This is a genomic window from Pseudomonas sp. 05N434 (assembly GCF_056396965.1).
The window spans coordinates 1-19,297 of the sequence record NZ_JBFTMK010000060.1; the positions used below are offsets into that span (position 1 = coordinate 1).

A 19,297-nucleotide genomic window follows, 5' to 3' on the forward strand; every position below is an offset into this window, starting at 1 on the left:
CTGCTGCGCAGGGTTTGACGCTGGCGGTAATCGTTGAACAGGATGAAACAGGCGAATGCAACGGCCACCACGAGAGCGGCTGCCAACAAGATCTTGTGGCTGAATTTCATGTTTCTGGTCATTAAATGATCTACCGCGCAGTGGCTGGTCAGCAAAGGGGCGTCAATTTGCCACAGTCGAGGGCTTGGCGCTGCTTTTATGTCGACTGGCCAGCGCCAAAGATTAGGCGGGTATTGACGAAAACCGACGAAATACCCAATGACCTGAGAAAGGGGCTGATTTATCGGTAAAAGGCTGACGAGTGGCCTAATAAATAGGCGGACGGTCGGGGAACCAGATTAGGGTTTTCTCTTCTAAGCTTCTGGTTGGCAACATGCCACCCCTCTTCCGCTCCAGGAGTTACACCATGTCGCTGCGTTCTATCGCCTTGCTCTCGTTCTGCGTGCTGTTGGCCGCGTGCAGCAAGATCAATCAGGAAAATTATTCGAAGCTGTCGACCGGCATGCCCAAGGCTCAGGTTGAAACCTTGCTGGGCAAACCCACCGATTGCTCGGGCGCACTCGGCATGTCCAGCTGCACCTGGGGCGACAAAAACAGCTTTATCAGCGTGCAGTATGCCGGTGACAAAGTGCTGATGTTTTCGGGCCAAGGCCTGAAGTAAACCGGGGCTTTTCGCCCACGGGAGAAAAAAATAATGAAGCGGTTCCTGATCGTTCTTTTTGCCGGCCTGGTATTGGCCGGCTGCGCCTCTTCTGGCGTAGATCCGTTGGCGCCCAAGACCGTCAATAGTGTCAACCTCAAGCGTTACCAGGGAACCTGGTACGAATTGGCGCGTCTGCCGGTGTATTTCCAGCGTAACTGTGCGCAATCCGAAGCCCATTACAGCCTCAAGCCTGACGGTGAGATGGCGGTGCTGAACCGCTGCCTGACTTCGCAATGGCAATGGGAAGAGGCCAAGGGCAGGGCTTATCCACAGGAAGTCGGCAAGGCCGACAAGCTGTGGGTCGAATTCGACACCTGGTTCTCGCGATTGATACCCGGTGTGTCGAAGGGAGAATACTGGGTGTTGTACGTCAGCGATGACTACAAGACCGCGATTGTCGGCGACCCGAGCCGCCATCATCTCTGGCTGCTGTCACGGACCCCGACGGTCAATGGCGTAGTGCGTGAAGAACTGCTGAGCAGGGCGCGTCAGCAGGGCTATGACACGACGCGACTGATCTGGCGTACGTCGGATGCCAAGATGGCCAAGACCTCGAACTAACGGTCACCGAAAAGCAAAAACTGTGGGAGTGAGCAGGCTCGCTCCCACAGTTTTTTTTGCGTCAGCCCAAGAGATCGCGCAGGACTTGAGTGAATGCCCGGTTACTCTCTTCCTCGTCGGCATGCCGCCCATCGCGCACGACCCACTGGCCATTGACCAGYACATCCCGCACCTGGCGATCGCCACCGGCAAATAGCCAACGATTGAGAATCCCGTCGCCACTGGCCGTCGCCAGGTACGGATCGTTGCCGTCCAGCACCAACCAATCCGCGCGCTTGCCGACTTCCAGGGCGCCGATCGGCTGCCCCAACGCCTGGGCGCCGCCATCTAGCGCGGCGTCATACAGCGTGCGGCCGACCATCGGCTGATTCGCGCCATACAACCGATTACGCCGCTGATCGCGCAGACGCTGGCCGTATTCCAGCCAGCGCAATTCTTCCACCACGCTCAACGATACATGGCTGTCGGAACCGATACCCATGCGCCCGCCCTGCGCCAGGAAGTCCACCGCCGGGAAAATCCCGTCGCCGAGGTTGGCTTCAGTGGTCAGGCACAGGCCGGCGATGGCGCGGCTCTTGGCCATGAGCGTGACTTCTTCCGGGTTGGCGTGGGTGGCGTGGACCAGGCACCAGCGTTGATCGACTTCGGTGTTTTCGTACAGCCATTGCAGTGGACGGCGACCGCTCCAGCCAAGGCAGTCGTCGACTTCCTTCTGCTGCTCGGCGATGTGAATGTGCACCGGGCACTGCTTGTCGCTGGCTGTCAGCACTTCGCTGATCTGCTGCGGTGTGACCGCGCGTAACGAGTGGAAACACAGGCCGAGCGACTGCGCCGGTTGCTGCGCCAGAATCGGCTGCAAACGCGACTGAAGCTTCAGGTAGTTTTCGGTGCTGTTGATAAAGCGGCGCTGGCCTTCGTTCGGGGTCTGTCCGCCAAAACCGGAATGGCTGTAGAGCACCGGCAGCAAGGTCAAACCGATACCGGCAGAGCTGGCGGCCTGGCTGATGCGCAGTGCCAGTTCGGCCGGGTCCGCATACGGCTGGCCATTATTGTCGTGATGGACGTAATGAAATTCAGCGACCGATGTGTAACCGGCCTTGAGCATTTCGATGTACAGCTGACGGGCGATAACGCCGAGTTGGTCCGGGCTGATTTTTCCGACGAGCCGATACATCAGATCGCGCCAGGTCCAAAAACTGTCATTCGGATTACCCGCCACTTCCGCCAGGCCGGCCATGGCCCGCTGGAAGGCGTGGGAGTGTAAATTCGGCATTCCCGGCAGCAGCGGACCGCTCAACCGTTCGGCGCCATCTGCGTGGGAGTCGGCCTGGATATGGGTCAGCACGCCATCGGCGTTGACTTCAAGACGTACATTGTTGGCCCATCCACTAGGCAGCAGCGCGCGTTCGGCAAAGAAGGCGGACATGGTTCAGCACCCCATCGTGTGTTATTTGTATATACATATACAGACGTTTGCCTGCTCGGTAAACTCCGGCAAGCTAGCAACCTCTACCAAATGAACAAGGATTAACCGTGCCGACTCCGCCTCCAGTCTCCCCGTTGGCCGCGAACATGGGCGACAGTCCGGCGCCCTTGTACGCCCGCGTAAAACAGATGATCACCCAGCAAATCGACAGTGGAAACTGGCCGCCGCACTACCGCGTTCCGTCGGAAAGCGAACTGGTCAACCAGCTGGGTTTCAGCCGCATGACCATCAACCGCGCCCTGCGCGAGATGACTGCCGACGGCCTGTTGGTGCGTATGCAAGGCGTCGGAACGTTCGTCGCCGAGCCGAAAAGTCAGTCTGCGCTGTTTGAAGTGCATAACATCGCCGACGAGATCGCCTCCCGTGGTCATCGTCACACGTGCAAGGTGATCACCCTCGAAGAAGAGGCCGCCGGTTCCGAGCGGGCCCTGGCCCTGGACATGCGCGAAGGCCAGAAGGTGTTCCACTCGCTGATCGTGCATTTCGAAAACGACATCCCGGTGCAAATCGAAGACCGTTTCGTCAACGCGCTGGTGGCGCCGGACTACCTCAAGCAAGACTTCACCCTGCAAACGCCTTACGCCTATCTGAATCAGGTCGCGCCGTTGACCGAGGGCGAGCATGTGGTCGAAGCGATTCTTGCCGAGCCATCCGAATGCAAGCTGCTACAGATTGAAAAGGGCGAACCGTGCCTGCTGATTCGTCGCCGCACCTGGTCCGGCCGTCAGCCGGTGACCGCCGCCCGCTTGATCCACCCCGGTTCCCGTCATCGTCTGGAAGGACGGTTCCACAAATAAAAAGAGCCATAAATGAGTCAGTTGAAGGTATTACGCGCGGCCGATTACCCGCGCATGCCGTGGAAGAACGGCGGCGGCAGCACTGAAGAAATCACCCGTGATACGGGGATAGGTCTTGATGGTTTTGGTTGGCGCCTGTCGATTGCCGACATCGGCGAGTCGGGCGGTTTTTCCACCTTTGCCGGTTATGAGCGGGTGATCACCGTACTGCAAGGCGAGGGCATGACCTTGCGCGTCGATGGCCTGGATACGCGGGCGTTGTTACCGCTCGACCCGTTTGCTTTCAATGGCGAGAGTCACGTGTCCTGCGCATTGCTCGGTGGGCCGATTCGCGACTTCAACCTGATTTATGCACCGGATCGTTACAGTGCGCGGTTGCAGTGGCTGGAAGGCAAGCAGCGGTTTTTTAGTGAAGCCGGGACTCTGCTGGTGTTCAGTGTCAGTGAAGCGCTGGAAGTGAAGGTCGGTCCAGAACCCTTGATCCAGGCGCTTTCCAGCCCTGTAAGAAATTTTCTTGGATGCTCATTCAACAAGTTGGCCGCTTGATTGCATATGCTTGTATGTACAAGTAAAGACGTATGTGTATGAGTCACGAAGACTCAACCATCGTCCACTGATTCGCTGATGTGCACTGATGCCCATCGGCTTGCTCGCCCACTACCTGGGTTGGTTTGGATTGATTGCTGAGGAGTTCTTTTCGTGACTGAGAATAAACCTACTAAGTTTCGTGACGTTGAAATCCGTGCTGCCCGCGGTAACAAGCTGACCGCCAAGAGCTGGCTGACTGAAGCGCCGCTGCGCATGCTGATGAACAACCTCGACCCGGAAGTCGCCGAGAACCCTAAAGAACTGGTGGTTTACGGTGGTATCGGTCGTGCGGCACGTAACTGGGAATGCTACGACAAGATCGTCGAAAGCCTGACCAACCTGAACGACGACGAGACCCTGCTGGTGCAATCCGGCAAGCCGGTCGGCGTGTTCAAGACCCACAGCAACGCACCACGCGTTCTGATTGCCAACTCCAACCTGGTACCCCACTGGGCGAACTGGGAGCACTTCAACGAACTCGACGCCAAGGGCCTGGCCATGTACGGCCAGATGACCGCCGGCAGCTGGATCTACATCGGCAGCCAGGGCATCGTTCAAGGCACCTACGAAACCTTCGTCGAAGCCGGTCGCCAGCATTACAACGATGATCTGAAAGGTCGTTGGGTCCTGACCGCAGGCCTCGGCGGCATGGGCGGCGCTCAACCTCTGGCTGCAACTCTGGCCGGCGCTTGCTCGCTGAACATCGAATGCCAACAAGTGAGTATCGATTTCCGTCTGAAAAGCCGTTACGTCGACGAGCAAGCCAAAGACCTCGACGACGCCCTGGCCCGTATCGCCAAATACACTGCCGAAGGCAAGGCGATCTCCATCGCCCTGCTGGGCAACGCTGCGGAAATCCTCCCGGAACTGGTCCGTCGTGGCGTGCGCCCGGACATGGTCACCGACCAGACCAGCGCCCACGACCCGCTCAACGGCTACCTGCCGGCCGGCTGGACCTGGGACGAATACCGCGCTCGCGCCAAGACCGAACCTGCTGCCGTGGTCAAGGCCGCCAAGCAATCGATGGCCGTGCACGTTAAAGCGATGCTGGACTTCCAGAAAATGGGCGTGCCGACCTTCGACTACGGCAACAACATCCGTCAGATGGCGCAAGAAGAAGGCGTGGAAAACGCATTCGACTTCCCGGGTTTCGTACCGGCTTACATCCGTCCACTGTTCTGCCGTGGCATCGGCCCGTTCCGTTGGGCTGCACTGTCGGGCGACCCGCAGGACATCTACAAGACCGACGCCAAAGTCAAAGAACTGATCCCGGACGACGCCCACCTGCACAACTGGCTGGACATGGCTCGCGAGCGCATCAGCTTCCAGGGTCTGCCGGCACGTATCTGCTGGGTTGGCCTGGGCCTGCGCGCCAAGCTCGGTCTGGCGTTCAACGAAATGGTCCGTAGCGGTGAATTGTCCGCGCCAATCGTGATCGGTCGCGACCACCTGGACTCCGGCTCCGTATCCAGCCCGAACCGCGAAACCGAATCGATGCAGGACGGTTCCGACGCCGTGTCCGACTGGCCACTGCTCAACGCTCTGCTGAACACCGCGAGCGGCGCGACCTGGGTTTCCCTGCACCACGGCGGCGGCGTCGGCATGGGCTTCTCCCAGCACTCGGGCATGGTGATTGTCTGCGACGGTACTGACGAAGCGGCCGAGCGTATCGCTCGCGTGCTGCACAACGACCCGGCCACCGGTGTCATGCGTCACGCCGATGCGGGTTACCAGATCGCGATCGACTGCGCCAAGGAACAGGGGCTGAACCTGCCGATGATCACCGGCAAATAAGAGAAAAGACCACTGCAGGAGCTGTCGCGGCAGCTCCTGCAGAGATCACGATGTTGCAGACCCAACAATAAGCGGGGCGGGTCGCGCGTAGCGCAGGCCTGATTGGACGTGGACAGGGCTGGATGCCTCTTGACTGCCGTAAGCCAACTCATGATTAGGAGCGTCACACAATGAAATCGAACAAGACCCTGCTGACCACTTTGCTTTCCATGGGCCTGCTGGCCAGTGCCGGTGCTACCCAGGCGGCTGGCTGGTGCGAATCGGGTAAACCGGTGAAATTCGCCGGCCTGAACTGGGAAAGCGCCATGCTGCTGACCGACGTGCTGCAAGTCGTGTTGGAGAAAGGCTACGACTGCAAGACCGACAGCCTGCCGGGCAACTCCATCACCATGGAAAACGCCCTGAGCAGCAACGACATCCAAGTGTTCGCCGAAGAGTGGGTCGGCCGCAGCGAAGTCTGGAACAAGGCCGAGAAGGCCGGCAAGGTCGTCGGTGTCGGCGCTCCGGTGGTGGGTGCCGTCGAAGGCTGGTACGTGCCGCGCTACGTGATCGAAGGCGACGCCAAGCGCAAACTGGAAGCCAAGGCTCCGGACCTGAAAAACATTGCCGATCTGGCTAAATATTCCGCGGTATTCAAGGACGCCGAAGAGCCATCCAAAGGGCGTTTCTACAATTGCCCGGCCGGCTGGACCTGCGAGCTGGATAACAGCGAAATGCTGAAAAGCTACGGCCTGGAAAACAGCTACACCAACTTCCGTCCAGGCACCGGCCCGGCGCTGGATGCGGCGGTGCTGTCGAGCTACAAGCGTGGCGAGCCGATCCTTTTCTACTACTGGTCGCCAACCCCGCTGATGGGCCAGATCGACGTGGTCAAACTGGAAGAAAAACCGGGTGTCGACAAGCGCGTGACCATCAAGGTCGGCCTCTCCAAGACTTTCCACGAGCAGGCCCCGGAACTGGTGACCGTGCTGGAAAAGGTCAACCTGCCGATCGACCTGTTGAATCAGAACCTGGGGCGTATGGCCAAAGAGCGGATCGAGTCGCCAAAACTGGCCAAGATCTTCTTGAAGGAACATCCTGAAGTCTGGCACGCGTGGGTGAGCGAAGACGCAGCCAAGAAAATCGACGCGGCCTTGTAGGTTGAGCCTCTCCGACTGTCGGCAACGGCAGTCGGATGCTTGATCGCAACCCCTTGATTGAGAGTCTCTTATGTTTCCCGAAAGCTTTACCTTTTCCATCGCCGACTGGGTCAACGGTTGGGTCGATACGCTGGTCACCAACTACGGCGACGTGTTCCGCAGCATCTCTGACACCCTGCTGTGGGCCATCGTCAATCTTGAAGGGCTGCTGCGTGCGGCGCCCTGGTGGCTGATGCTGGCGATCGTGGCGGGCGTGGCTTGGCACGCGACCCGCAAAGTCGTGACCACGGCGGTCATCGTCGGCCTGCTGTTCCTGGTGGGCGCGGTCGGTCTCTGGGACAAGCTGATGCAGACCCTGGCGCTGATGATGGTGGCGACGGTCATCTCGGTGCTGATCGGCATTCCGTTGGGCATTCTTTCTGCGCGCAGCAATCGCCTGCGTTCGGTGTTGATGCCGTTGCTGGACATCATGCAAACCATGCCGAGCTTTGTGTACCTGATCCCGGTGCTGATGCTGTTCGGCCTGGGCAAGGTCCCGGCGATTTTCGCTACCGTTATTTACGCTGCGCCGCCGCTGATCCGCCTGACCGATCTGGGTATTCGCCAGGTTGACGGTGAAGTGATGGAAGCGATCAACGCCTTCGGTGCCAACCGCTGGCAGCAACTGTTCGGCGTGCAACTGCCGCTGGCCCTGCCGAGCATCATGGCCGGGATCAACCAGACCACCATGATGGCCCTGTCGATGGTGGTGATCGCCTCGATGATCGGTGCCCGTGGCTTGGGTGAAGACGTATTGGTGGGGATTCAGACCCTCAACGTCGGACGTGGTCTTGAGGCCGGTCTGGCGATCGTGATTCTGGCAGTGGTGATCGACCGCATTACACAGGCGTACGGTCGTGCACGGCATGAGGTGAGCAAATGAGCAACGCAGCCATCAGCAAGATCGAAGTCAAAAACGTCTTCAAGATTTTCGGCAACCGTTCCAAGGATGCGCTGGCCATGATTAGCCAGGGCAAAACCAAAGACCAGGTACTGGCCGAAACCGGTTGCGTGGTTGGCGTGAATGACCTGTCGCTGAGCATCGGCACCGGCGAGATCTTCGTGATCATGGGCCTGTCGGGTTCCGGCAAGTCGACCCTGGTGCGTCACTTCAACCGCCTGATCGACCCGACCAGCGGCGCGATCCTGGTGGACGGCGTGGACATCCTGCAATACGACATGGAAGCCCTGCGCGAATTTCGCCGGCACAAGATCAGCATGGTGTTCCAGAGCTTCGGCCTGCTGCCGCACAAAAGCGTGCTGGATAACGTCGCCTACGGCCTGAAAGTGCGTGGCGAGAGCAAGCAGATGTGCGCCGAGCGCGCACTGCACTGGATCAACACCGTGGGCCTGAAGGGCTACGAAAACAAATACCCGCATCAGCTTTCCGGCGGTATGCGCCAGCGTGTGGGCCTGGCTCGCGCCCTGGCGGCGGACACCGACATCATCCTGATGGACGAAGCTTTCAGCGCCCTCGACCCGCTGATCCGCGCCGAAATGCAGGACCAGTTGCTGGAACTGCAAAAGACCCTGCACAAGACCATCGTCTTCATCACCCACGACCTCGACGAGGCCGTGCGCATCGGCAATCGCATCGCGATTCTCAAGGATGGCCGGCTGATTCAGGTCGGCACGCCACGAGAGATCCTGCATTCGCCGGCGGATGAGTATGTGGACCGGTTCGTACAGCGGCGGGCTGCAGTGGTTTGAGGTTGATCGTTTTTGTGGCGAGGGAGCTTGCTCCCGCTGGGCTGCGAAGCGGCCCTGAAAATCTGCGACCGCTGCGCGGTCGAACGGGAGCAAGCTCCCTCGCCACAGGTGTCATACGTCCATGAATTTTGTATGAGGCTCTAGATGTCCCAGGCTGAAAAAATCGTTATCGCCGATGCCCCGTTGCGTTGGCAGGATGTGGTCGCGGTCGCCCGCCACGGTGCGCAGCTTGAGCTGTCGGCCCAAACCTGGGCGCGGATCGAGAATGCCCAGGCGATCGTCCAGCGCATCGTCGCCAGCGGCGAGCGCGCCTATGGCGTCAACACCGGCCTGGGCGCCTTGTGCAACGTCTCGCTCAAGGATGAACAACTCAGCCAGCTGTCGCGCAACACCTTGCTCAGCCATGCCTGCGGCGTCGGTGCTCCACTGTCCGACGAGCAGACTCGCGCGATCCTCTGCGCCGCGATCCACAACTACAGCCATGGCAAATCCGGCATTCACCGCCGGGTGGTCGAAGCATTGCTGGCGCTGCTCAATCGCGGCATCACTCCGCAGGTGCCGTCCCAGGGGTCGGTCGGTTATCTGACCCACATGGCCCACATCGGTATCGCGCTGCTGGGCGTCGGCAATGTCAGCTATCGCGGGCAGATCGTTTCTGCACAACAAGCCTTGGCCGAAGAAGGGCTGCAACCGGTTCAACTGGGTGCCAAAGATGGTTTGTGCCTGGTCAACGGCACACCGTGCATGACCGGCCTCAGCTGCCTGGCCCTGGCCGATGCAACGAACCTGGTGCAGTGGGCCGATGTGATCGGCGCCATGAGCTTCGAAGCCCAGCGTGGTCAGATTGCCGCGTTCGATGCTGAGATCATTGCGCTCAAACCGCATCCGGGCATGCAACAGGTGGGTATCAATCTGCGGGCGTTGCTCGACGGCAGTGAAGTGATCGCCAGCAGCAAAGGCATTCGCACTCAGGATGCGCTGAGCATCCGCTCGATTCCGCAAGTGCACGGCGCTGCCCGCGATCAGCTGGAACACGCCAGAAAACAGATCGAAACCGAGCTCAACTCCGCGACCGACAACCCGTTGCTGCTGGGCACRCCCGACAATTTCCGCGTCATGTCCCAGGCCAATCCGCACGGCCAATCAGTTGCTTTGGCGGCTGACTTGCTCGCCATTGCCATGGCCGAAATCGGCTCTATCGCCGAGCGTCGCCTGGACCGCTTGGTCAACCCGCACGTCAGCGGTTTGCCGGCCTTTCTGGTGGCCAACCCGGGCGTGAACTCCGGGATGATGATCGTGCAATACGTCGCCGCGTCGCTGTGTGCGGAAAACCGCCAGTTGGCGCAGCCGGCGGTGCTCGATAACTACGTCACTTCGGGCTTGCAGGAAGACCACCTGAGCATGGGCACCAACGCCGCGCTGAAGCTGCATCGCGCGTTGGAAAACTGCACGCAGATCCTCGCCATCGAGTACCTGTTGGCGGCTCAGGCTTTTGAATTCCTGAAAGAACAACGCTTCGGCGCCGGCACCGATGCCGCGTGGCGCCTGCTGCGCGAACGTATTCCGGCCTACGACCAGGACCGCTGGCTGGCGCCAGACATCGCCAGCGCCGCTGCTGTTTTGAAAGACCCGATTTTGCTGCACAAGGCTGTACCGAACCTCAACTGATTTCCACAACCACCAGCGTGCCAAGGCGCGGCCCCTCCAAAAGGCGGGAAGCGACGGACAACGGATATCTCCGGAGCGTCTGGTTAGTTAATAAAAATGCTCTCAAAAGGAGAATGAATGTGACTGCGCTTAATTTGATTCCCGGCCAACTGAGCCTTGCCCAACTGCGTGATGTGTATCAGCAACCGGTCAAAATCACCCTCGACGAAAGCGCTTCGGCGCAAATCGAAGCCAGCGTTGCCTGCGTGGAACAGATCCTCGCCGAGAACCGCACCGCGTATGGCATCAACACCGGTTTCGGCCTGCTGGCCTCGACCCGCATCGCCAGCGAAGACCTGGAAAACCTCCAGCGCTCGCTGGTGCTGTCCCATGCCGCCGGTGTCGGCGAGCCGATCAGCGACGCCCTGGTGCGACTGGTCATGGTGCTCAAGGTCAACAGCCTCAGCCGTGGTTTCTCCGGTATTCGTCGTCAGGTGATCGACGCACTGATCGCGCTGATCAATGCCGAGGTTTACCCGCATATTCCTCTGAAAGGTTCGGTCGGTGCATCCGGCGATTTGGCGCCGTTGGCGCACATGTCGCTGGTGCTGCTGGGCGAAGGCAAGGCGCGTTACAAAGGTGAATGGCTGCCCGCCACCGAAGCGCTGAAAGTCGCCGGTCTGACACCGCTGACCCTGGCAGCGAAAGAAGGCCTGGCGCTGCTCAACGGCACTCAGGTGTCCACCGCCTACGCCCTGCGTGGCCTGTTCGAAGGCGAAGATCTGTTCGCCGGCGCACTGGCCCTTGGCGGCCTGACGGTCGAAGCGGTACTGGGCTCGCGCTCGCCATTCGACGCACGTATTCATGCCGCTCGCGGCCAGAAAGGCCAGATCGACGCCGCTGCCGCTTACCGCGATCTGCTGGGCGAGCGCAGTGAAGTGTCCGACTCGCACCAGAACTGCGAAAAGGTCCAGGATCCGTACTCCCTGCGCTGCCAGCCGCAAGTCATGGGCGCCTGCCTGACCCAGTTCCGTCAGGCCGCCGAAGTGCTTGCCATCGAAGCCAACGCCGTATCGGACAACCCATTGGTGTTCGCCGCTGAAGGCGACGTGATCTCCGGCGGTAATTTCCACGCCGAGCCGGTGGCCATGGCTGCCGACAACATGGCCCTGGCCATTGCCGAAATCGGCTCCCTGAGTGAACGCCGCATTTCGCTGATGATGGACAAGCACATGTCGCAACTGCCGCCGTTCCTGGTGGCCAATGGCGGCGTGAACTCCGGCTTCATGATCGCTCAAGTAACGGCTGCGGCACTGGCCAGCGAGAACAAGGCGCTGTCCCATCCRCATTCGGTGGACAGCCTGCCGACTTCCGCCAACCAGGAAGACCACGTGTCCATGGCGCCGGCTGCCGGCAAGCGTCTGTGGGAAATGGCCGAGAACACTCGCGGGATTCTCGCGGTGGAATGGTTGGCGGCGGCCCAGGGTCTGGATCTGCGCGACGGTCTGAAAACCTCGCCAAAACTGGAAAAAGCCCGTGCGATCCTGCGTGCTGAAGTGCCGTTCTACGAGAAGGACCGCTTCTTTGCGCCGGACATCAATGCGGCCAGTGAGTTGTTGGCGACGCGTTGCCTGAATGGCCTGGTGACGGCGAAGTTGTTGCCTAGCCTGTAATAGCTCCTTCTCTGATGATCGTTCCCACGCGGAGCGTGGGAACGATCATTTAGCGTCGAATAAGAATAATTAAGGACGAGAAATGCAACAGCCAGCAAAAGGTTTGAAACGCGGGCTCTCTGCCCGACATATTCGCTTCATGGCACTGGGGTCGGCGATCGGCACCGGGCTGTTTTACGGTTCTGCCTCGGCCATTCAAATGGCCGGCCCCGCGGTCCTGCTCGCTTACCTGATCGGTGGCGCGGCGGTGTTCATGGTCATGCGCGCCCTTGGCGAAATGGCGGTGCATAACCCGGTGGCCGGTTCATTCGGCCAGTACGCCAGCACCTATCTGGGGCCAATGGCGGGCTTTATCCTCGGTTGGACCTACGCATTTGAAATGGTCATCGTCGGTATGGCCGACGTGACCGCATTCGGCATTTACATGGGGTTCTGGTTTCCGGAAGTCTCCCGCTGGATCTGGGTGCTGGGCATCGTTTCGGTGGTCGGCGGCTTGAACCTGTGCAACGTCAAAGTCTTCGGCGAAATGGAGTTCTGGTTGTCACTGCTCAAGGTCGCGGCCATCGTCGCGATGATCCTTGGCGGTTTCGGCATCATGCTGTTCGGCATCAGCAATGCGCCCGGTGCCCAGGCGACCGATATCAGCAACCTCTGGACCCAGGGCGGCTTCATGCCCAATGGCGTGGGCGGCTTGATCGCCTCGTTTGCGGTGGTGATGTTTGCCTTTGGCGGTATTGAAATCATCGGCGTTACCGCCGGTGAAGCCAAAGACCCGCAGCATGTGCTGCCTCGCGCGATCAATGCCGTACCGTTGCGAATCCTGCTGTTCTACGTGCTGACGATGCTGGTGCTGATGTCGATCTTCCCGTGGCAGCAGATCGGCAGCCAAGGCAGCCCGTTCGTGCAGATTTTCGACAACCTTGGGATCAGCTCGGCGGCGACCATCCTCAACATCGTGGTGATCTCGGCGGCGGTGTCGGCCATCAACAGTGACATCTTCGGCGCGGGCCGCATGATGTATGGCCTGGCTCAGCAAGGGCACGCACCGAAAGGCTTCGCTCGCTTGTCGCGCAATGGCGTGCCGTGGCTGACGGTGATGGTGATGAGCTGCGCGCTGCTGCTGGGTGTGTTGCTGAACTACCTGATCCCGGAAAACGTGTTTCTGCTGATCGCCTCCATCGCGACCTTTGCCACGGTGTGGGTCTGGCTGATGATTCTGTTCACCCAGGTGGCCATGCGTCGCTCCATGAGTGCCGAGCAGGTCGCACAATTGAAATTCCCGGTGCCGTTCTGGCCCTATGCGCCGATGGCGGCGATTGCCTTCATGCTGTTCATCTTCGGCGTGCTGGGTTATTTCCCGGATACCCAGGCGGCGTTGATCGTCGGCGTGGTCTGGATTGTGTTGCTGGTGCTGGCCTACCTGACGTGGGTCAAACCGGCGGCAGGCAAGGCGGTACCGGTGGAACAGGAACCCATTTTTTCTCATCGATAACCTAACGGAGGCCAAGGATGAAAACGCTCTGGCAACACTGCCACGTCGCAACCATGGCGCAAGGCGTCTACTCGATCATCGAGGATGCGGCCATCGTGACGTCCGGTGCGCACATTGAGTGGATCGGCCCACGCGCCGAACTGCCGGCCGGCGAGTACCCGGCGGTCAATGACTTGAGCGGGGCCTGGGTCACCCCGGGCCTGATCGACTGCCACACCCATACGGTATTCGGCGGCAACCGCAGCGGCGAATTCGAGCAGCGCCTGCAAGGCGTCAGCTACGCGGAAATCGCCGCTGCCGGCGGCGGCATTGCCAGCACCGTGCGCGCCACCCGCGCCGCCAGTGAAGACGAACTGTTCGCCAGCGCCGCCAAGCGTCTGAAAAGCCTGATGCGTGATGGCGTGACCACCGTCGAAATGAAATCCGGCTACGGCCTGGACCTGGCCAGCGAACGCAAGATCCTGCGGGTGATCCGTCGTCTCGGCGCCGAGCTACCCGTTAGCGTGCGCAGCACGTGCCTGGCGGCCCACGCCTTGCCGCCGGAATACACCGACCGCGCCGACGCCTACATCGATCACATCTGCAGCGAAATGCTCCCGGCCCTGGCGGCCGAAGGGCTGGTGGATGCGGTAGAYGCTTTCTGTGAATACCTGGCGTTTTCGCCAGAGCAGGTCGAGCGGGTGTTCGTCGCCGCGCAGAGCCTCGGCTTGCCGGTGAAGCTGCACGCCGAGCAATTGTCATCGCTGCACGGTTCGAGCCTGGCGGCGCGTTACCACGCACTGTCCGCCGATCATCTGGAATTCATGACCGAAGCCGACGCCATCGCCATGGCCAAGTCCGGCACCGTCGCGGTATTGCTGCCCGGCGCGTTTTACTTCTTGCGGGAAACCCAATTGCCGCCGATGGAAGCCCTGCGCAAACACGGTGTGAAAATCGCCATCGCCAGCGACCTTAACCCGGGCACTTCGCCGGCGTTGTCGTTGCGCTTGATGCTGAACATGGCCTGCACCTGCTTCCGCATGACCCCGGAAGAGGCGCTGGCGGGCGCGACTATTCATGCCGCCACCRCCTTGGGCATGGGCCAAACCCACGGTTCGCTGGAAGCCGGCAAGGTCGCAGACTTCGTCGCCTGGCAAATCGATCGTCCGGCCGACCTGTCGTACTGGCTGGGCGGCGACCTGGAAAAACGCGTCGTGCGTCACGGCGTTGAATCAAATCTGTAGGAGAGCGGTTGTGGATAAGGTTCTGAACTTCAAACAAGGCCGCGTGCCACTGCTGATCAGCATGCCCCACGCCGGCCTGCGCCTGACCCCGACGGTGGAAGCGGGGTTGATCCCCGACGCGAAAAGCCTGCCGGACACTGACTGGCACATTCCACGGCTTTATGAGTTCGCTGCCGAACTGGGCGCCAGCACCCTGGCGGCCGAGTACTCGCGGTTTGTCATCGACCTGAATCGGCCGTCCGACGACAAGCCTTTATATGTCGGCGCCACCACCGGTCTGTATCCGGCGACGCTGTTCGATGGCGTGCCGTTGTTCCGCGAAGGGCTGGAGCCGTCGGCTGCGGAACGGGCGACGTATCTGGAGCAGATCTGGACGCCGTACCACCGCACCTTGCAGGAAGAGCTGGCGCGGCTGAAAGCCGAGTTCGGCTACGCGCTGCTGTTCGACGCGCACTCGATCCGTTCGGTGATTCCGCACCTGTTCGACGGCAAGCTGCCGGATTTCAACCTCGGCACCTTCAATGGCGCCAGCTGCGATCCACAGTTGGCCACACAGCTGGAAGCGATCTGCGCGAAGCACACCGATTACAGCCATGTGTTGAACGGTCGATTCAAGGGCGGTCACATCACCCGGCATTACGGCAACCCGGCCGAGAACATTCATGCCGTGCAACTGGAGTTGGGCCAGTGTACGTATATGGAAGAGTTCCAGCCGTTCCGTTATCGCCCGGACCTGGCGGCACCGACGCAAGTGGTGCTTAGGGAATTGCTGCAAGGGTTGTTGGCGTGGGGCGAAAAGCATTACAGCGCGTAACCCTGTGGCGAACGGGCCTTTGTGGCGAGGGAGCTTGTCGGATCGCCGCACGTCCCGCTCGGCGGCGAAGCCGTCGTAAACCCTGTTGGTCGGGCGTATCTGATGAAACTCGGTTGAATGGTTTGGGGGCAGCTTCGCAAACCAGCGGGAGCAAGCTCCCTCGCCACAGATTAGTGTTCGCCTTGGTAACGCATCAGGACAGTCGCCACCGTGCAAAACACGGTCGCCACAGGTCACTTTTGCCGACTCGGCGCTGCGTAACGTTGTGGGCACGGTGCACAAAGACACCGGGCCCACAATAATCTGCTGCCGAGCGAGCCTTCCCGATGAAACGACTGTTCAACCGCTGTCTGTTAATCCTCACCGGCACTGCTCTTCTGAGCACCAGCGTTTTCGCCAACGACCCCGCTTCCTGCAAGACCGTGCGCATGGGCGTGGTCAACTGGACCGACGTCATTGCCACCAGCGGCATGGCCGATGTGCTGCTCAATGGCCTTGGCTATGAAAGCAAGCAAACCAGCGCCGTGCAGCAAATCATCTTCGCCGGCATCCGCGACAAACGCCTCGATATCTTCCTCGGTTACTGGAAACCGGCGATGGACAAGAACATCGCCCCGTTCGTCGCTGCCAATCAAGTGAAGGTCATGGACAAACCGAGCCTGGCCGACGCCCAGGCAACGCTCGCCGTACCTGATTACGTCGCTGCCGCCGGCCTGAAAACCTTCGCTGACATCGCCAGGTTCAAGGATCAGTTGGGCGGCAAGATTTACGGCATCGAGCCAGGCAGCGGCGCCAACACCACCATCAAAACCATGATCGAGACCAACCGCTTCGGTTTGAAGGACTTCAAGCTGATCGAGTCCGGTGAGGCCGGGATGCTCGCCGCCGTGCAGCGGGCGGTCAATCGCAAGGAGTTCGTGGTGTTCGTCGGCTGGACCCCGCATCCGATGAACATCAACATGAACATCGCCTACCTGACCGGCAGCGAAGACGTCTATGGCCCGAACGAAGGCGCGGCGACCGTTTCCACCGTGACCGCGCCGGACTATGCCGAGCGTTGCCCGAACGTGAACCGTCTATTGGAAAACCTGACCTTCACCGCTGCCCAGGAAAGCCAGTTGATGGTGCCGATCATGGAGCGCAAGACGCCGCAGGATGTCGCCAAACAGTGGCTGCGTGATCATCCCGAAGACCTTCAGCGCTGGCTGGCGGGTGTCAGCAGTTTCGATGGCAAGGAAGGGGTGGCAACCGTTCAGGCCAGTTTGAAAAACTGACTGGTCGAGCGAGAGCACTCTGGCGAGGAAGACGCAGAACCTGTAGGAGCGWGGCTTGCCCGCGAAGAACGATGACGCGTAATACCTGAAAAACCGCGGYGCATTCTTCGCGGGCAAGCCATCAACAGCACCGACAACAGCCTCACCGGCATGCGTCAGGCCTATAACGAGATGTGCCGGGCATTTACCCCGCCGCATCCGGCGGGGCTTGAGGTAGTCGATGTCGAGTTGGCGGGAGTGGCGGTGCGCGCCTGGCAACCGCCGGTTCCGCCGCCGACCAACGGTTGGCCCTGCATTGTGTATCTGCATGGCGGCGGTTGGGTGGTGGGGGATCTGGACTCCCACGACTTCATCTGCGCCGAACTGGCATCGGTGCTCGGTGTGTTGGTGATCGCCGTCGATTATCGGCTGGCGCCGGAGCATCCGTTTCCAGCGGCGTTCGATGACTGCCTGAGTGTCTGGCGTGCGTTGCGCACGGGGCCGTTTCAGCTCGACCCGGCGCGGACGCTGGTGGCCGGCGACAGCGCTGGCGGCAACCTTGCCGCTGCGCTGTGTCTGGCCTTGCGCGATGCCGGCGAACCGGCGCCTTGTGCGCAGGTGCTGATCTATCCGGGCCTGGGCGGTGATCACCGGTTGCCATCACGCGGCGAATGCGCCGACGCGCCATTGCTCAGCAGCAGCGATCTGGATTGTTATCACACGCTGTACCTGGGTGGTGTCCGTCAGCCAACGGCCTATGCGATGCCCTTGCTCGCCGCCGACTTCAGCGGCCTGCCGCCGGCGCTGATCGCTGTGGCGCAGTTCGATCCGCTACGCGATGACGGCGTGCTTTACGCCGGGCGACTCAACGCCGCCGGCGTGAGCGCAATGCTTTATTACGGTCAGGGGCTGGTTCATGGGTGCTTGCGGGCGCGGGGGCAGGTTGCCGAGGTCGACCGACTCTATGAAACCCTGCTCGGCTATTTGGCTGACAAGACGGGCTGACAAGCGCTGACGCTGCAAGGGGCATGCTCATTGAAGTAATTCGGGTTTATGATGCCGGACGGCAGAATAATAGAAGTCCCTACAGGGATGACCTCGACCCCTTACGGAGCGCGCAATGCAGACTTTGTACCCGCAGATCAAACCCCACGCCCGGCACGATCTGGCCGTCGATAAAACCCATACGCTGTATGTCGACGAAAGCGGTTCACCGGAAGGTTTGCCGGTAGTGTTCATTCACGGCGGCCCTGGCGCCGGGTGTGATGCGCAGAGCCGCCGGTATTTCGATCCGAACCTGTATCGCATCGTCACCTTCGACCAGCGCGGTTGCGGTCGCTCCACGCCCCACGCCAGCCTTGAGAACAACACCACCTGGGATCTGGTCGCCGACCTCGAGCGGATTCGCAAGCACCTGGGCATCGACAAATGGGTGCTGTTCGGCGGTTCCTGGGGTTCGACCCTGGCCCTGGCTTACGCGCAAACCCACCCGGAGCGCGTGCACGGTCTGATTCTGCGCGGGATTTTTCTCTGCCGTCCCCAGGAAATCGAGTGGTTCTACCAGTGTGGCGCCAGTCGCCTGTTCCCCGATTACTGGCAGGACTACATCGCGCCGATTCCGCTGGACGAGCGTGACGACTTGCTCACGGCATTCCACAAACGCCTGGTCGGCAACGACCAGATCGCCCAGATGCATGCGGCCAAGGCCTGGTCCATCTGGGAAGGCCGCACCGCGACCTTGCGTCCGAACCCGCTGGTGGTCGATCGTTTCTCCGAACCCCAGCGTGCGTTGTCCATCGCCCGCATCGAATGTCACTACTTCACCAACAACGCTTTCCTTGAGCCGAATCAGCTGATCCGCGACATGGGCAAGATCGCCCATTTGCCCGGCGTCATCGTCCATGGTCGCTATGACGTGATCTGCCCGCTGGACAACGCCTGGGAACTGCATCAAGCCTGGCCGAACAGCGAACTGCAGGTGATCCGCGACGCCGGCCATGCGGCGTCCGAACCGGGGATCACCGATGCATTGGTACGCGCCGCCGATCAGATGGCCCGTCGCTTGCTCGACCTGTCGCCTGACGAAGCATGAAGGCCCTGCTGCAACGCGTGCGCGGCGCGCGAGTCGAGGTCGCGGGAGAGGTGGTGGGTGCGATAGATCAGGGGTTGCTGGTGCTGGTGGCGGTCGAACCCGACGACACGCAGGCCAGCGCCGACAAACTTCTGCATAAACTGCTTAACTATCGAGTATTCAGTGACGCCGAGGGCAAGATGAATCTGTCCTTGGCTGACGTGGACGGCGGGTTGTTGCTGGTCTCGCAGTTCACCCTGGCCGCCGATACCAAAAACGGGTTGCGTCCGAGTTTTTCGACTGCAGC

At 60.6% G+C, this 19,297-nt stretch carries 19 protein-coding genes; 17 read left to right on the top strand and 2 right to left on the bottom strand.

The genetic code is table 11. The features are described 5' to 3' along the window. Positions 1-122, bottom strand: a 122-nt coding sequence (locus AC1DLB_RS06445) for a hypothetical protein (RefSeq protein WP_477784760.1), incomplete at its 3' end; no start/stop codon positions are given. A gap of 284 nt (positions 123-406) precedes the next feature. Between AC1DLB_RS06445 and bamE the strand changes: the two genes are divergently transcribed. Together bamE and AC1DLB_RS06455 are read left to right on the top strand one after the other, a co-directional pair. Then, positions 407-661, top strand: a complete 255-nt coding sequence (gene bamE / locus AC1DLB_RS06450) for an outer membrane protein assembly factor BamE domain-containing protein (RefSeq protein WP_018929189.1) — start codon at positions 407-409, stop codon at positions 659-661. A gap of 33 nt (positions 662-694) precedes the next feature. Beyond that, on the top strand, positions 695-1,264 hold the full coding sequence (locus AC1DLB_RS06455) for a lipocalin family protein (protein ID WP_064615892.1): 570 nt from the start codon (positions 695-697) through the stop codon (positions 1,262-1,264). Between the two features lie 61 nt (positions 1,265-1,325). On the opposite strand, the gene AC1DLB_RS06460 is transcribed toward AC1DLB_RS06455, so the two are convergent. Then, complete coding sequence (locus AC1DLB_RS06460) at positions 1,326-2,690, bottom strand: formimidoylglutamate deiminase (RefSeq protein ID WP_064615894.1); 1,365 nt, start codon at positions 2,688-2,690, stop codon at positions 1,326-1,328. A 146-nt stretch (positions 2,691-2,836) separates the two neighbouring features. On the opposite strand from AC1DLB_RS06460, the gene hutC reads away from it, so the two are divergent. The 15 genes from hutC to dtd all read left to right on the top strand — a co-directional run. After that, positions 2,837-3,547: a histidine utilization repressor gene (gene hutC / locus AC1DLB_RS06465; protein WP_161793960.1), complete on the top strand. Its 711-nt coding sequence runs from the start codon at positions 2,837-2,839 to the stop codon at positions 3,545-3,547. A gap of 12 nt (positions 3,548-3,559) precedes the next feature. Continuing rightward, complete coding sequence (locus tag AC1DLB_RS06470) at positions 3,560-4,093, top strand: HutD/Ves family protein (RefSeq protein WP_477784757.1); 534 nt, start codon at positions 3,560-3,562, stop codon at positions 4,091-4,093. 153 nt (positions 4,094-4,246) lie between these two features. After that, positions 4,247-5,929, top strand: a complete 1,683-nt coding sequence (gene hutU / locus AC1DLB_RS06475) for a urocanate hydratase (RefSeq protein ID WP_018929184.1) — start codon at positions 4,247-4,249, stop codon at positions 5,927-5,929. 170 nt (positions 5,930-6,099) lie between these two features. After that, positions 6,100-7,068 (top strand): ABC transporter substrate-binding protein, encoded by a 969-nt coding sequence (locus AC1DLB_RS06480; RefSeq protein ID WP_018929183.1) that lies wholly within the window; start codon positions 6,100-6,102, stop codon positions 7,066-7,068. Positions 7,069-7,138: 70 nt separating this feature from the next. Further along, positions 7,139-7,990 carry an ABC transporter permease gene (locus AC1DLB_RS06485; RefSeq protein ID WP_018929182.1) on the top strand — a complete coding sequence of 284 codons (852 nt, stop codon included), beginning with the start codon at positions 7,139-7,141 and terminating at the stop codon, positions 7,988-7,990. Then, the gene (locus AC1DLB_RS06490; RefSeq protein ID WP_018929181.1) at positions 7,987-8,817 is read left to right on the top strand and encodes a quaternary amine ABC transporter ATP-binding protein; all 831 of its coding nucleotides are present in this window, start codon (positions 7,987-7,989) and stop codon (positions 8,815-8,817) included. The genes AC1DLB_RS06485 and AC1DLB_RS06490 overlap by 4 nt, the downstream gene beginning before the upstream one ends. Positions 8,818-8,961: 144 nt before the next feature. Continuing rightward, positions 8,962-10,485, top strand: a complete 1,524-nt coding sequence (gene hutH, locus AC1DLB_RS06495) for a histidine ammonia-lyase (RefSeq protein WP_258672053.1) — start codon at positions 8,962-8,964, stop codon at positions 10,483-10,485. Positions 10,486-10,598: 113 nt separating this feature from the next. Further along, a complete protein-coding gene (gene hutH / locus AC1DLB_RS06500; RefSeq protein ID WP_018929179.1) occupies positions 10,599-12,137 on the top strand; it encodes a histidine ammonia-lyase in 1,539 nt (512 codons plus the stop codon). Between the two features lie 82 nt (positions 12,138-12,219). Continuing rightward, positions 12,220-13,629 carry an amino acid permease gene (locus tag AC1DLB_RS06505; RefSeq protein WP_018929178.1) on the top strand — a complete coding sequence of 470 codons (1,410 nt, stop codon included), beginning with the start codon at positions 12,220-12,222 and terminating at the stop codon, positions 13,627-13,629. A 17-nt stretch (positions 13,630-13,646) separates the two neighbouring features. Next, positions 13,647-14,852 (top strand): imidazolonepropionase, encoded by a 1,206-nt coding sequence (gene hutI, locus AC1DLB_RS06510; protein WP_477784758.1) that lies wholly within the window; start codon positions 13,647-13,649, stop codon positions 14,850-14,852. A gap of 10 nt (positions 14,853-14,862) precedes the next feature. After that, on the top strand, positions 14,863-15,666 hold the full coding sequence (gene hutG / locus AC1DLB_RS06515; protein WP_477744132.1) for an N-formylglutamate deformylase: 804 nt from the start codon (positions 14,863-14,865) through the stop codon (positions 15,664-15,666). Positions 15,667-15,992: 326 nt separating this feature from the next. Beyond that, positions 15,993-16,940, top strand: a complete 948-nt coding sequence (locus AC1DLB_RS06520) for a choline ABC transporter substrate-binding protein (RefSeq protein WP_477744133.1) — start codon at positions 15,993-15,995, stop codon at positions 16,938-16,940. Between the two features lie 150 nt (positions 16,941-17,090). Beyond that, positions 17,091-17,924, top strand: coding sequence for an alpha/beta hydrolase (locus tag AC1DLB_RS06525; protein ID WP_477744134.1), 834 nt, complete (start codon positions 17,091-17,093; stop codon positions 17,922-17,924). 115 nt (positions 17,925-18,039) lie between these two features. Continuing rightward, positions 18,040-19,011, top strand: coding sequence for a prolyl aminopeptidase (gene pip, locus AC1DLB_RS06530; protein ID WP_018929173.1), 972 nt, complete (start codon positions 18,040-18,042; stop codon positions 19,009-19,011). Continuing rightward, positions 19,008-19,297: D-aminoacyl-tRNA deacylase (gene dtd / locus AC1DLB_RS06535; RefSeq protein ID WP_477784759.1), on the top strand; the 290-nt coding region annotated here is incomplete at its 3' end. The genes pip and dtd, both read left to right, overlap by 4 nt.